Source organism: Allobosea psychrotolerans (assembly GCF_002917105.1).
In the GTDB taxonomy this organism is placed as follows: domain Bacteria; phylum Pseudomonadota; class Alphaproteobacteria; order Rhizobiales; family Beijerinckiaceae; genus Allobosea; species Allobosea psychrotolerans.
On the sequence record NZ_PQFZ01000012.1, the window covers coordinates 13,183 to 25,861 of the forward strand.

10 protein-coding genes are annotated in these 12,679 nt (G+C 67.3%); 2 read left to right on the forward strand and 8 right to left on the reverse strand.

What is annotated here, in order from left to right:
- Position 1 precedes the first annotated feature (1 nt).
- Positions 2–1,207, forward strand: coding sequence for an efflux RND transporter periplasmic adaptor subunit (locus CYD53_RS19080; RefSeq protein ID WP_103719678.1), 1,206 nt, complete (start codon positions 2–4; stop codon positions 1,205–1,207).
- A 90-nt stretch (positions 1,208–1,297) separates the two neighbouring features.
- A complete protein-coding gene (locus CYD53_RS19085) occupies positions 1,298–4,480 on the forward strand; it encodes an efflux RND transporter permease subunit (RefSeq protein ID WP_103719679.1) in 3,183 nt (1,060 codons plus the stop codon).
- A gap of 153 nt (positions 4,481–4,633) precedes the next feature.
- Here the strand turns inward: CYD53_RS19085 and CYD53_RS19090 are convergent, their stop codons facing one another.
- The 8 genes from CYD53_RS19090 to CYD53_RS19125 all read right to left on the reverse strand — a co-directional run bounded on the left by CYD53_RS19090 (position 4,634) and on the right by CYD53_RS19125 (position 12,648).
- Positions 4,634–5,599 (reverse strand): 2-hydroxyacid dehydrogenase, encoded by a 966-nt coding sequence (locus CYD53_RS19090; RefSeq protein ID WP_103719680.1) that lies wholly within the window; start codon positions 5,597–5,599, stop codon positions 4,634–4,636.
- A 25-nt stretch (positions 5,600–5,624) separates the two neighbouring features.
- The gene (ggt, locus tag CYD53_RS19095; protein WP_103719792.1) at positions 5,625–7,226 is read right to left on the reverse strand and encodes a gamma-glutamyltransferase; all 1,602 of its coding nucleotides are present in this window, start codon (positions 7,224–7,226) and stop codon (positions 5,625–5,627) included.
- 84 nt (positions 7,227–7,310) lie between these two features.
- Positions 7,311–7,991, reverse strand: coding sequence for an RraA family protein (locus tag CYD53_RS19100; RefSeq protein WP_103719681.1), 681 nt, complete (start codon positions 7,989–7,991; stop codon positions 7,311–7,313).
- A 9-nt stretch (positions 7,992–8,000) separates the two neighbouring features.
- Complete coding sequence (locus CYD53_RS19105) at positions 8,001–8,789, reverse strand: ABC transporter permease (protein ID WP_103719682.1); 789 nt, start codon at positions 8,787–8,789, stop codon at positions 8,001–8,003.
- The gene (locus tag CYD53_RS19110; RefSeq protein ID WP_103719683.1) at positions 8,786–9,628 is read right to left on the reverse strand and encodes an ABC transporter permease; all 843 of its coding nucleotides are present in this window, start codon (positions 9,626–9,628) and stop codon (positions 8,786–8,788) included. The genes CYD53_RS19105 and CYD53_RS19110 overlap by 4 nt, the downstream gene beginning before the upstream one ends.
- Entirely contained in the window at positions 9,625–10,680 is a 1,056-nt protein-coding gene (locus tag CYD53_RS19115) for an ABC transporter ATP-binding protein (RefSeq protein ID WP_103719684.1), read from the reverse strand. Before CYD53_RS19115 ends, CYD53_RS19110 begins: the two co-directional genes overlap by 4 nt.
- Before the next feature lie 13 nt (positions 10,681–10,693).
- Positions 10,694–11,752 carry an extracellular solute-binding protein gene (locus CYD53_RS19120; protein WP_103719685.1) on the reverse strand — a complete coding sequence of 353 codons (1,059 nt, stop codon included), beginning with the start codon at positions 11,750–11,752 and terminating at the stop codon, positions 10,694–10,696.
- A gap of 71 nt (positions 11,753–11,823) precedes the next feature.
- Positions 11,824–12,648, reverse strand: a complete 825-nt coding sequence (locus CYD53_RS19125; protein WP_069689461.1) for a creatininase family protein — start codon at positions 12,646–12,648, stop codon at positions 11,824–11,826.
- Positions 12,649–12,679: the final 31 nt, after the last annotated feature.

Consider the following 12,679-nt stretch of genomic DNA (forward strand, 5'->3'; position numbering starts at 1 on the left):
CATGATTCAGGGAACGACCCGTCGTCGCCTTTTGGGCGGCCTTGCCGCCAGCGCTTCGCTCGCCGCCGTCATCATCGTCAATGCTACCGTCAATCACGCGCAGGGCGACACCCCGCCTGCCGCCCCCCCGGCGACGCCGGTTTCGGTCGCGACCGTGGAGCAGCGCGATCTCGTCGCCTGGGCCGAGTTCTCCGGCCGGCTGGAGGCGATCGAGCGCGTCGAGGTACGCTCGCGCGTCTCCGGCGTGATCGAGGCCGTGCATTTCCGCGAGGGCAGCCTCGTCAAGCAGGGCGACCTGCTGATCAGCATCGACCAGGCGCCCTATCTCGCCGAATTCGAGCGGACGCAGGCGCAGGTGCTGGCGGCAGAGGCCCGCGTCGCGCTGGCAGCCGGCGAGAATGAGCGCGGCCAGCAATTGATGGCGAGCCGCAACGTCTCGCAGAAGGATCTCGACACGCGCTTCAATGCGCTGCGCGAGGCGCAGGCCAATCTGCGCGCCGCCCAGGCCGCCCAGCAGACCGCGCGGCTCAACCTCGACTACACCCAGATCCGCGCGCCGATCAGCGGCCGCATCGGCCGGCTCGACGTCACCATCGGCAATCTCGTCGCGGCCGGCGCCAGCGCGCCGCTGATGACGACGCTGCTCTCGGTCGATCCGATCTATGCCGCCTTCAATGCCGACGAGAAGACGGTGCTCGACGCTCTGGCCTCGCTGCCGGAGGGCAATCGCTCGCTCGAACAGATCCCGGTCAGGCTCACGACCGCGACCAGCGAAGGCGCGAGCTTCACCGGCAAGCTCCGTTTCGTCGACAACGGCATCGACGCCGCCAGCGGCACGGTGCGCGCGCGCGCCGTGCTCGACAATCCCGGCGGCAAGCTGATGCCGGGTCAGTTCGTCCGGGTCCAGATGGGGCAGGCCCGCTCCGAGCCCGCGCTGGTCATCAATGAGCGCGCCGTCGGCACAGACCAGAACAAGAAGTTCGTCTTCGTCGTCGGCGCCGACAGCAAGGCGGCCTGGCGCGAGGTCACGCTCGGCGCGTCGAATGACGGGCTGCGCATCGTCACCAGCGGCCTGAAGGCCGGCGAGCGGATCATCGTCAATGGCCTGCAGCGCATCCGGCCGGGAGCGACGGTTGCACCCGAATCCGTACCGATGGCCGAAAAGTCCGAACTGCGCGCGGCCAAGACCGAACTCGCGCAACGTTAAACCGCGCACACACACGCCACGTCGTCCCGGGTCGCCCGGGACGACGACGCGTTTCGTCTCAAAGACATCCGCTCCAAAGGGGGGCGTGCCATGAACCTGTCCAAATTCTTCATCGACCGGCCGATCTTCGCCGGCGTCCTCTCCGTGCTGATCCTCGTCGCAGGCCTGCTCTCGCTGCGGGTCCTGCCGATCTCGGAATATCCCGAGGTCGTGCCGCCGACCATCGTGGTGCGCGCGCAGTATCCCGGCGCCAACCCGCGCGTCATCGCCGAGACCGTCGCCACGCCGATCGAGGAGCAGATCAACGGCGTCGAAGGCATGCTCTACATGTCGAGCCAGGCGACGACCGATGGCGTGATGACGCTGAACGTCACCTTCAAGCTCGGCACCGACCCCGACAAGGCCCAGCAGCTCGTCCAGAACCGCGTCAGCCAGGCCGAGCCGCGGCTGCCGGAAGAGGTCCGCCGCCTCGGCGTGACCACGATCAAGAGCTCGCCCGATCTGACGATGGTGGTCCATATCACCTCGCCGAACGGCCGCTACGACATGACCTATCTGCGCAACTACGCCGTCCTCAACGTCAAGGACCGGCTGGCGCGCATCGACGGCGTCGGCCAGGTCCAGCTCTTCGGCTCCGGCGATTATTCGCTGCGCGTCTGGCTCGATCCGCAGAGGATGGCCGAGCACGGCCTTTCGCCCAGCGACGTCGTCAACGAGATCCGCGCCCAGAACGTCCAGGCCGCCGCCGGCGTCATCGGTTCCTCCCCGAACGCGCCGGGGCTCGACCTGCAGCTTTCGGTCAACGCGCAGGGCCGCCTCCAGAGCGAGGAGGAGTTCGGCGACATCATCATCAAGACCAGCGCGTCGGGCGCCGTGACCCGCTTGCGCGACGTCGCCCGCATCGAGCTCGGTGCGGCCGAATACGCGCTGCGCTCACTGCTCAACGGCAAGTCGGCCGTCGCGGTCCCGGTCTTCCAGGCTCCGAACTCGAACGCCATCGCCATCGCCGACCGCGTCCGGGAGGTGATGCAGGAGATCAAGCAGAACATGCCGGAGGGCGTGGACTACTCGATCGTCTACGACACCACCCAGTTCGTGCGGGCCTCGATCGAGGCCGTCGTCCATACGCTGCTGGAGGCGATCGCACTCGTCGTGCTCGTCGTCATCGTCTTCCTGCAGACCTGGCGGGCCTCGATCATCCCGCTCGTCGCCGTGCCGATCTCGGTCATCGGCACCTTCGCGGTGATGTATCTCTTCGGCTTCTCGATCAATGCGCTGAGCCTCTTCGGCCTGGTGCTGGCGATCGGCATCGTCGTCGACGACGCCATCGTCGTGGTCGAGAATGTCGAGCGCAACATCGAGGGCGGCCTGGAGCCGCGCGAGGCGACCTATAAGGCGATGCGCGAGGTCTCCGGCCCGATCATCGCGATCGCATTGGTGCTCGTTGCGGTTTTCGTGCCGCTGGCCTTCATCAGCGGCCTGACCGGCCAGTTCTACCGCCAGTTCGCGCTCACCATCGCGATCTCGACGGTGATCTCGGCGGTGAACTCGCTGACGCTGTCGCCGGCGCTCGCCGCGCTGCTGCTGCGCTCGCACCATGCGCCCAAGGACCTGCTGACCCGCGCCATGGACGGCGTCTTCGGCTGGTTCTTCCGCGGCTTCAACCGCTTCTTCAACCGCTCCTCGCAGGCCTATGGCAGCGGCGTGAAGCGCATTCTCGGCCGCAAGACGGTGATGATGGTGGCCTATGTCGGCCTGGTTGCGCTGACCGTCGGCCTGTTCCGCACCATCCCCGGCGGCTTTGTGCCCGGCCAGGACAAGCAGTATCTCGTCGGCTTCGCGCAGCTGCCCGACGCCGCCACGCTCGACCGCACGGAGGACGTCATCCGCCGCATGGACGAGATCGCCCTGAAGCATCCAGGCGTCGAGAACGCGATCTCCTTTCCCGGCCTCTCGATCAACGGCTTCACCAATTCCTCGAATGCCGGCATCGTCTTCGTCGGGCTGAAGTCCTTCGACCAGCGCAAGACGCCCGATCTCAATGGCGCCGCCATCGCCATGCAGCTCAACAAGGAGTTTGCCGGCATCAAGGAAGCGTTCATTGCCATGTTCCCGCCGCCACCCGTCCAGGGTCTCGGCACCATCGGCGGCTTCAAGCTGCAGATCGAGGATCGTGCCGGGCTGGGCTACAAGGCGCTGGACGAGGCGACCAAGGCCTTCATGGCCAAGGCCGCGACGGCGCCGGAGCTTGCGGGCATGTTCTCGAGCTTCCAGGTCAATGTCCCGCAGCTCTATGCCGATATCGACCGCACCAAGGCGCGCCAGCTCGGCGTTGCCGTGACCGATGTCTTCGAGACGCTGCAGATCTATCTCGGCTCGTCCTATGTCAACGACTTCAACAAGTTCGGCCGCACCTACACCGTGCGCGTCCAGGCCGATGCACCTTTCCGCGCCTATGCCGAGGATATCGGCAAGCTGAAGGTCCGCTCGAAAACGGGTGAGATGGTGCCGCTCAACGCCGTGCTGAACGTGCGCAACGACACCGGGCCGGAACGCGCCATGCGTTATAACGGCTTCCTCAGCGCCGACATCAATGCCGGCGCCGCCCCGGGCTACTCCTCCGGTCAGGCCCAGGCCGCGGCCGAGCGCATTGCCAAGGAGACGCTGCCCAAGGGCTTCGCCTTCGAGTGGACCGAGCTGACCTATCAGGAGATCCTGGCGGGCAACTCCGCCGTGCTGGTCTTCCCGCTGGCGATCCTGCTCGTCTTCCTGGTGCTGGCGGCCCAGTATGAGAGCCTGACCCTGCCGATCGCGATCATCATGATCATCCCGATGGGCCTGCTCGCGGCGATGACCGGCGTCTGGTACACGGGCGGCGACAACAATGTCTTCACCCAGATCGGCCTCGTCGTCCTGGTCGGACTATCCGCCAAGAACGCCATCCTGATCGTCGAATTTGCCCGCGAACTGGAGTTCGAGGGCAGGACGCCGGTCGCGGCTGCGATCGAGGCGAGCCGCCTGCGCCTGCGGCCGATCCTGATGACCTCGCTCGCCTTCATCATGGGCGTGGTGCCGCTGGTGACGTCGACCGGGGCGGGCGCCGAGATGCGCCACGCCATGGGCGTCGCGGTCTTCGCCGGCATGATCGGCGTCACCGCCTTCGGCATCTTCCTGACGCCGGTGTTCTACGTGCTGATGCGCAAGCTGACGGGCAACAAGCCGCTGAAGCAGGTCGATCACCCGCCGGCCCAGAGGCTGGCTGAGGCAGCCTGAAGTCCGGAGCGGCTTCCGATCAAACTGGATCGGAAGCCGCTCGGCTCTTTGCTTCAACGCGTTTTCTTCACGCGAACCGGTGTCCACTTCGCTCGAAAACGCTCTTGAAAGACAGCATCGCCGGAGCGTTTCCCGCTCCGGCGATGCTTCGTTTCAGACGACGAGATCGAGCGGCGGCACCGGCTCGCCGCGCGAGACATGGGCCATATTGGCGAACATCCGGGTCACCGTCGGCGCGAAGTTATCGGCGGCCATGGCGGCGAGATGCGGCGTCACGACGATGTTGTCGAGCGTCAGCAACTCGCTCTCCGCCGGCAGCGGTTCGACCGAGTAGACATCCATCGCCGCGCCGGCGATGACCTTGGCGCGCAGCGCCACGACCAGATCGGCCTCGTTGACGACGCCGCCGCGCGCGACATTGACCAGCACGGCGGTCTTCTTCATCGCGGCCAACGCGGCCTTGTCGATCAGATTGGTGGTCTCCGGCGTCAGCGGGCAATGCAGCGAGACGACGTCGGACTGGGCCAGGAGCTCGGCCATCGTGGCATGCTTCACGCCGAGCGCGGCTTCCTCGGCGGCGCTGAGCGGCTGGCGCTTGGAATAGAGGATGGTGCAGCCGAACCCCTTGAGCAGCTTGGCGACATTCTTGCCGATGGCGCCAAACCCGACGATGCCGACCGTCTTGCCCGAGAGCATGAAGGTCTCGCCCGGCAGCTGTCCGGTGGCCCAACGCCCCTTCTTCAATTCGGCATGGCCGTAGCCGATATAGCGCAGCGCCGAGATCATCAGTCCGAGCGTGAATTCGGCGACCGGCACGGCATTGCTGCCAGTGGTGCGGGCGACCTTGATGCCGAGCTCCTTCGCCGCGGCGACGTCGATATTATCGACGCCGACGCCCCATTTATGCAGCAGTTTCAGCTTCTTCGCCGCGCGCAGCACATCGGCGGAAACACCGACCTGGCCGGAGATGGCGTAGTCGGCCTCGGCGATGATCTGCTTCATGTGCTCGTCGCCGCGCGCCGTGCCGTGGGTCAGCACGAAACCGGGCGGCAGCAGCGCGCGCAGCTTCTCGGCGCGGTCGGGAGACGTCATGTCGAGCAGAACGATGGTTTCGGGCATGGTCGGGGGTCCGGTCGCAGAAGGGTCAGATGGTGAAGCGCACGCCGGCGCGGGCGAGCCCGCCGGAGATCGCGACGGGGGTGCCGTCGGCGCGCCAGCAGGCGGCGCCCGTCAGCGTGCCGTCGGGGTTGAAGGAGATGGCGTTCATGCCGCCGGCGATGCGCGGCATGCGGGTGATCCTGTGGCCGCGCGCCGTGAGCGCGTCGGCGACGCTGTCGGGGATCGCGGCCTCCAATTCCAGCGCGCCACCCTCGGTCCAGATGCGCGGCGCCTCGACCGCCTCCTGCAGGCTCATGCCATGGTCGATCAGGTTGACGATCGCCTGTAGCGCCGAGGGGAAGATGCGCAGCGCTCCGGGCAAGCCGAGCGCGAAGGCGAGCTTGCCGTCGCGTAGCGCCATCATCGGCGCCATCGAGGTGAAGACGCGCTTGCCGGGCGCGATCGACAAGGCGCGGCCGGGATGCGGGTCGAAATTGAACATGTAGTTGTTGGTCAGCATCCCCGTGCCGGGGATCTGCGTGCACGCGCCGAACAGGCCATTGATCGTCTGGGTCGAGGTGACGACATTGCCCTGGGCATCGGCGACCGTGACATGGGTCGTGTCGGCGGATTCGCCGCCCGAGAGCCCGGCGCTCCAGCTCTTGGCCTTGTCCATCGCGATCAGCGCGCGCCGCTCGCTCGCATAGGCCTTGTCGATCAGGCGCTCGACCGGGACCTTGATGAAGGCGGGGTCGGCGGTGGCCACGGCACGATCGGCGAAGGCGATCTTCAGAGCTTCAGCCAGCAGATGCACTGAATCCGCCGAGCCGAAGCCGAGCGAGCCGATGTCGTAGCCCTCGAGGATGTTGAGCATCTGCACGATGTGCACGCCCGAGGAGGAGGGCGGCGGCGGGCCGACGATCTCGTAGCCGCGATAGGAGCCGCGCACCGGCTCGCGTGTCGCGACCTTGTAGGCGGCAAGGTCCGCCTGCTCGATCAGCCCGTCATTCGCCGCCATGAAATCCGTCAGCGCCTTGCCGAGCGGACCGTCATAGAGCGCAGCCGGACCCTGCCTGGCGATCAGGCGCAGGCTCCTGGCGTAGTCCGCCTGAATGAGCCGCGTGCCGGGCTCTATCGCCTTGTCTCCCACCAGCAGCAGCGCCGAAAGACCGGGATCGCGCGCGAGATCGGCGACATTGTCGCTGATGCAGTTGGAGAGATAGGGCGTCGTGACGAAGCCGCGTTCGGCCAGTCCAATCGCCGGCTGCAGCACCTCCTCGAGCGAGAGCGTGCCGAAGCGCGCCAGGGCCTCGCACCAGCCGGCGAGCGCACCGGGAACCGCGACCGCCTTCGGCCCGACGACGTTGAGCCGGTCGCGCACGTCGCGCTGCCGGCCGACCTCGTCGGAGAGGCAGTCATACATTTCGGCGCTCGCCTTGAGCGGCGCGGTCGAGAGCCCGTCGAGCACGACATGGCGGCCATCGGCCATGCGGATATGCGCGACGCCGCCGCCGAGGATGCCGACCATCATCGGCTCGACGACGGTGAGCGCGAAGAGCGAGGCGACGGCGGCATCGACGGCATTGCCGCCGGCCAGCAGCATCTGCGAGCCGGCTGCCGAAGCGAGCGGATGGTTCGTCACCACCATGCCGCGCGAGCCGGTGGCGGGCTTCTTCTCGCAGGCGAAGGTCGCGATGCGCGGGGCGGGGGGAGAGGAGGTCACGATGTCGCCTCAGCCTTTCGCCGCGGCGATGGCGTCGAGCACCATCTTGGTCGCGCCGGAGAGATCGCCGAGCTTTTCGCCGGCCTTGACGCGGTCCTGGCTGCGCTCGCCGCGCTCCTGCCGGGCGAGAGCGGCGTCGGCGATCGCCTCGGCCTCGTCGCGCGGCAGCACGAGCACGCCCGATTCATCGGCCAGGATGACGTCGCCGGCCTTGACCGGAACATTGCCGCAGGAGATCGGCAGGTTCAGCGTGCCGCCGAGATTGTAGAGCCGCGTCGTGATCGGCGACATGCCCCGGCACCACATCGGGAAATCGCTGTCCTCGATCTCGGTCAGGTCGGTGCAGGGCCCGTCGACGATGCCGCCGATCGCGCCCGCGGCCTTGGCCGCGACCGTGACGCCGCCGCCCCAGCAGGCATGTTTGTCGTCGCCGAGCCGGTCGACGACGAGGATGTCGCCGGGCCTGAGCAGGCCGAGCGTATGGTGCAGCAGCGTCGAATCCTGGCCGGGGATGGCGAGCGTCACGGCGGCGCCGGCAATGCGCTTGCCGCGCAGCAGCGGCTGGATGCCGCGATCCATGAAGCCCCAATGCTGGGAATGGCCGACGGTCGCGGTTTCGACCCTCTGGAGCTTCTCGACGAGCGCGGCCGGCAGCTGCTCGGGCATGGGGGCGATGCGGTAATCGGGCATGATGGTCTCCTATTTTCCAACGGCGCGCGCGACGCCGACAAGACGTTCCACGATGACGACGACGATCAGCGTCGCAACGATCAGCAAGACGGACAGGGCTGCGACCAGCGGGTCGGTGCGGCCCTCGACATAGCGCACCATCTCGACCGGCAAGGTCGCGGCACGCGGCCCCGACAGGAACAGCGAGATCACCGTTTCGTCGAAGGACAAGAGGAAGGACAGGCAGGCGCAGGCGATCAGCCCCGGCGTCGCCAGCGGCAGCGTCACGCGCCAGACGACGCGCCAGGGCTTTGCGCCAAGCGTCGCGGCGGCGGCCTCGATATCGTCGGGCAAGGTCGAGAAGGCCGTCGTCATCATTCGGATCACGAAGGGCACGGTCACGGTCATGTGGCCGAGCACGAGGCCGGGCAGGGTCGCGGTCAAGCGCAGGGGCGTGAAGAACAGGAGCAGCGCAAGGCCCGTGATCAGGGTCGGCAGCAGCAGCGGCGCGAGGAAGAAATTGGTCAATGCGCCGCGCCAGCGGAACTGCCCCTTGTTCAGCGCCAGCGCCGCGGGCACGCCGAGCGCCAGCGAGAGCAGCGTGACCACGCAGGCGATCTGCACGCTGAGCCACAACGCGTTCAGCAGCGGCTCATTATGCGCGAGCTGGTTGAACCAGCGCAGCGAATAGCCGGAGGGCGGGAACAGGATGAAACTGTCGGCGGAAAAAGCAAGCGCCACCACGATCGCGATCGGCGCCAGGATCAGCACATAGACGATGGCGGCCAGGCTGGAGAGAACGCGTCCGGCGCCGTTCATCGCTGCAATCCCTTTGCGGCGATGTTGGAGGCGACGAGCAGCAGGAGCAGAAGCAGGAGCGTGTAGATCGCCAGCACCGAGGCCACCGGCCAATTGGTGTTGGTCGTCGCCTGCTCGAAGATCTCCGTCGCCAGCACGAAGACGCGCCCGCCGCCGAGCAGCTTCGGCGTGATATAGGCCGACATCGAGAGCACGAAGCCCAGCCCAGCCGCCAGCGCCAGCGCCGGCAGGCTGAGCGGCAGCGTCACGCGCCAGAAGGTGCGTGCCGGAGAGGCGCCCAGGCTGCGCGAGGCCTCTTCGAGCGTGCGGTCGAGCTGGCCGAAGCCGGCGAGCAGAGCCAGGATCATGTAAGGCATGATGCTCTCGGCCAGGCCGATGGTGACGCCGGTCCAGTTGAAGACGAGCTTGATCGGCGTCGAGATCAGGCCGAGCGACTGGGCCAGCGTGTTGACGAGGCCGCGATCGCCCAGGATCGCGAGCCAACCGAAGACGCGCACCACGCCCGAGATCAGCATCGGCATGATCGCGATCACGGCGAGCAGCCCGCGAAAGCGCGAAGTGGTGCGGAACAGGAACAGCGCGACCGGGTAGGACAGCATCAGCGCGATCAGCGTCGCGCTGAGCGAGAGCCAGAGCGAATTCAGCGTCAATTCGAAGGTGAAGCCGTCGCTGAAGACCTCCTGCGAGGTTTTCAGCGACCAGGCCTCGATCATTGCCCCGGTCGGGCCGGTCTCATTGAAGGCATTCCGAAACAGGCCGAGCGTCGGCCAGGCATAGACCGCGAGCACGAACAGCGCCGCGGGCAGGACCAGCAGCTTCAGGCGCGCCGTGCCGGTCATGGCGTCTCGCGGGCGAAGGGCAAGGTGTCCCGCGCCTGCCAGATCACCGCGACCTCGGTGCCCTCCGGCAAGGCAGCCGTGCCCGACTGCGTTTCGATCGTGAGTTGTCCGCCCGCCCCCTCGAACAGGACCTCGACATGGTCGCCAACGAAGACGCTGCGCAGCACGCGGCCGGTGACGCGCGCCATGCCATCCGCGACGGGTTCGGAGACAGGGACGATCCGCATGCGTTGCGGCCGGACGAACAGGTCGAACGCGCCTCTTGCCGGAGCCTTGACCGGCAGAGCCTGGCCCCAGAGCACGGCGCGGCCTTCCGCGTCGCGCGTCGCCGGCAGCGCATTGGCGCGGCCGACGAATTCGGCGACGAAGCGGGTCGCCGGGCGCTCATAGATATCCTCGGGCGAACCGATCTGCGCGATCCGCCCGCGATCCATCACCGCGATCCGGTCGCACATCGTCAAGGCCTCGACCTGGTCATGGGTGACGAACAGGGTGGTGATTCCGAGCGAGCGTTGAATCGAGCGGATCTCGTGGCGCATCGTGTCGCGCAGCTTGGCGTCGAGATTGGAGAGCGATTCGTCGAGCAGGAGCACGGCGGGCCGGATCACCAAGGCGCGCGCCAGCGCCACGCGCTGCTGCTGCCCGCCCGAGAGCTCGCGCGGCCGCCGCCCGTCGAGGCCCGCCAGCCGTACCAGTGCCAGTGCTTCCGTGACCTGCCGCGCGATCTCCGCCTTGGCGATGCCGCGCTCCTCCAGCCCGAAGCCGACATTGCGCGCGACGGTCAGATGCGGGAACAGCGCATAGGACTGGAAGACATAGCCCATATTGCGCCGATGCGCCGGCAGCCGCGTGATCTCGGTATCGTCGAGGAGGATCGCGCCGCGATCGGGATCGACCAACCCCGCCAGCATGCGCAAGGTCGTGGTCTTGCCGCAGCCGGAGGGGCCGAGCAGCGCGACGGCCTCCCCTTGCTCGACGGAGAGCGAGACATCGTCGACAGCGACGGAATCGCGATAGCGCTTCTGGAGGCCGGAGAGTTCGAGATAGCTCATCGGGTGGTTCTGCTCACCGTGCCGCCGCGATCACCTCGCGCCGCCAGCGGTTGTTCCACTGGTCGCGCACCTTGAGCACGTCGTTCCAGTCGAGCCCGATCATGCGGGCGCGGCTGTCCGGCGCGGCGGCGGTGCGGGCGATGGCCTTGGGGTCGATCGCGGCCTGGGCGTTGGTCGGCGCGTAGAACATCCGCTCGGTGAAGGCCTTCTGCGCGGCTTGCGACAGGGCGTAGTTGACGAAAGCCGCCGCGGCCGCGCGGTTCTTCGAGCCGGCGGTCAGGTTGATCGTATTGATCTGGAAAACCGAGCCCTCCGGCGGCAACAAGGCCCCGATCTTGCCGCCGGTCTGGTCGGCATAGAGCTGCGAGCGCGCATTCCAGCCGGTGGCGACCTTCACTACGCCGTTGAGGATCAGCGAGTAGCCGTCGGGATTGGGCTCGAAGGTGTTCACGGACGGCGCGAGTTCGCGCAGCTTCTTGATCGCATTGTCGATCGATTTGCGATAGTCGCCGCCGGTCATCTTCTCGACCATCGCGGTCAGCGCCAGGCCCTGGATATTGGGCGGAGCGGAGATCGCGAGCTGGCCCTTGAGGTCGGGCCGCCAGAGATCGGCGAGCGTCGCGAGCGGAGGCTTGAGGTTCTGGGTGTCGTAGACCAGCACGAGATGGTCGAAGGTCACGGCCGGGCCGTATTCGCCGCCAGCCGCCCGTGCCTCGGGCAGGAGCTCGTTCAGCACCGGGAATTCCGCCGGCGTCAGCTTCTCGAACAGGCCCTCGCTGTTGCCGATGCTCGAGGTCGTCACGTCCATGATCGCGACGTCGATCTGCGGGTCGGCCTTCTGGGCGCGCACGCTGCCGACCATCTGGGCCGAGGTGCCGCCGGGCGCGAAGTTCACCTTGATGCCGGGAAAGGCCTGCTGGAACGGCTCGATCACGGTCTTGGTGTAGTTGTCCTGGAAGATGCCGCTATAGGACATCAGCGTGATCGAGCCGCTGAGGCCCTGCGCCCGGACGATAGCGGGGGCGGCGATGCTGGCAAGGCCGGCCTGGATGACGAGACGCCGTGTCGGCATGGGGAGACCTCCTGCGGGGATTATTGGCCGGCGGCGCCGATGCGCCGCCGGTCCTCAGCGGAAACGGAAGCTCAGGCTTCGATCTTGCTGGCGAAATGCGCGATGAAGCGGGCGCAGATCTCGGTCAGCTTCTCGGTCAATGCAGCGCCGGTCTCGGCCGAGCACAGCTTAGGATCGCCCTTGGCGACGCCAAGATTGTAGACCTCGTCATATTCGTTGGGCATCGCGACTTCCGCGCCCTCGAAGCTGGCGGTGCCGAGTCCCGTGAAGGGCAGGTCGAGGATGGGGTCGCGCTTCAGCGGCTTGCCCTCCGGGATCAAATCCTTGCGGATCAGTTCGGGGAAGAGATGCAGGCCGATCGAGGTCAGCGGGTCGGCGCCATGGCCGGAGACGGCGGCTGCCTTCTCGGCGCCGACGATCGAGGGCAGCAGGCCGTAGCCGATGCGCCAGAGATAGAGGCTCGGCAGTACGATCTGCTCGCGCAGATAGAGCTCGCGCGCGACCTCGCCGATCGGCCCGACATTGCCGCCATGGCCGTTGATGACGATGATGCGGGTCAGGCCATTGCGATGCAGTGAGTCGACCATCTCGGCGATGACGGTGGTCAGTGTCGCCTGCGAGATGGCGATGCCGCCGGTCATCGAGCCGAACCAGTCGGCGCCGCCGAAGGGCAGGACCGGGGCGACGAGCGTGCGCGTGCCGGCCTTGGTGGCGCGGATGGCGGCGAGCTCGGCGATCTTCTCGGCCAGCAGATAATCCCCCATCGGCGCATGCGGGCCCTGATCCTCATGGCTGCCCATCGGCAGCAGGATCACCGGATTGGTCTTCAGGATCTCGCGGGCTTCTCCGCCGGAGATCGTGCCCATATGGACGAGCGGATCGGTCTTTGCAGCCATGGGTCGGGTTCCTGTGTCGAGGCTGGTGGTA

Coding starts and splice junctions, on each gene's coding strand:
- CYD53_RS19115 (WP_103719684.1), bottom strand. CDS start 10,680: ATGAGCTATCTCGAACTCTCCGGCCTCCAGAAGCGCTATCGCGATTCC.
- ggt (WP_103719792.1), bottom strand. CDS start 7,226: ATGGTGGTGACGAACCATCCGCTCGCTTCGGCAGCCGGCTCGCAGATG.
- CYD53_RS19080 (WP_103719678.1), top strand. CDS start 2: ATGATTCAGGGAACGACCCGTCGTCGCCTTTTGGGCGGCCTTGCCGCC.
- CYD53_RS19090 (WP_103719680.1), bottom strand. CDS start 5,599: ATGCCCGAAACCATCGTTCTGCTCGACATGACGTCTCCCGACCGCGCC.
- CYD53_RS19105 (WP_103719682.1), bottom strand. CDS start 8,789: ATGAACGGCGCCGGACGCGTTCTCTCCAGCCTGGCCGCCATCGTCTAT.
- CYD53_RS19120 (WP_103719685.1), bottom strand. CDS start 11,752: ATGCCGACACGGCGTCTCGTCATCCAGGCCGGCCTTGCCAGCATCGCC.
- CYD53_RS19100 (WP_103719681.1), bottom strand. CDS start 7,991: ATGCCCGATTACCGCATCGCCCCCATGCCCGAGCAGCTGCCGGCCGCG.
- CYD53_RS19125 (WP_069689461.1), bottom strand. CDS start 12,648: ATGGCTGCAAAGACCGATCCGCTCGTCCATATGGGCACGATCTCCGGC.
- CYD53_RS19110 (WP_103719683.1), bottom strand. CDS start 9,628: ATGACCGGCACGGCGCGCCTGAAGCTGCTGGTCCTGCCCGCGGCGCTG.
- CYD53_RS19085 (WP_103719679.1), top strand. CDS start 1,298: ATGAACCTGTCCAAATTCTTCATCGACCGGCCGATCTTCGCCGGCGTC.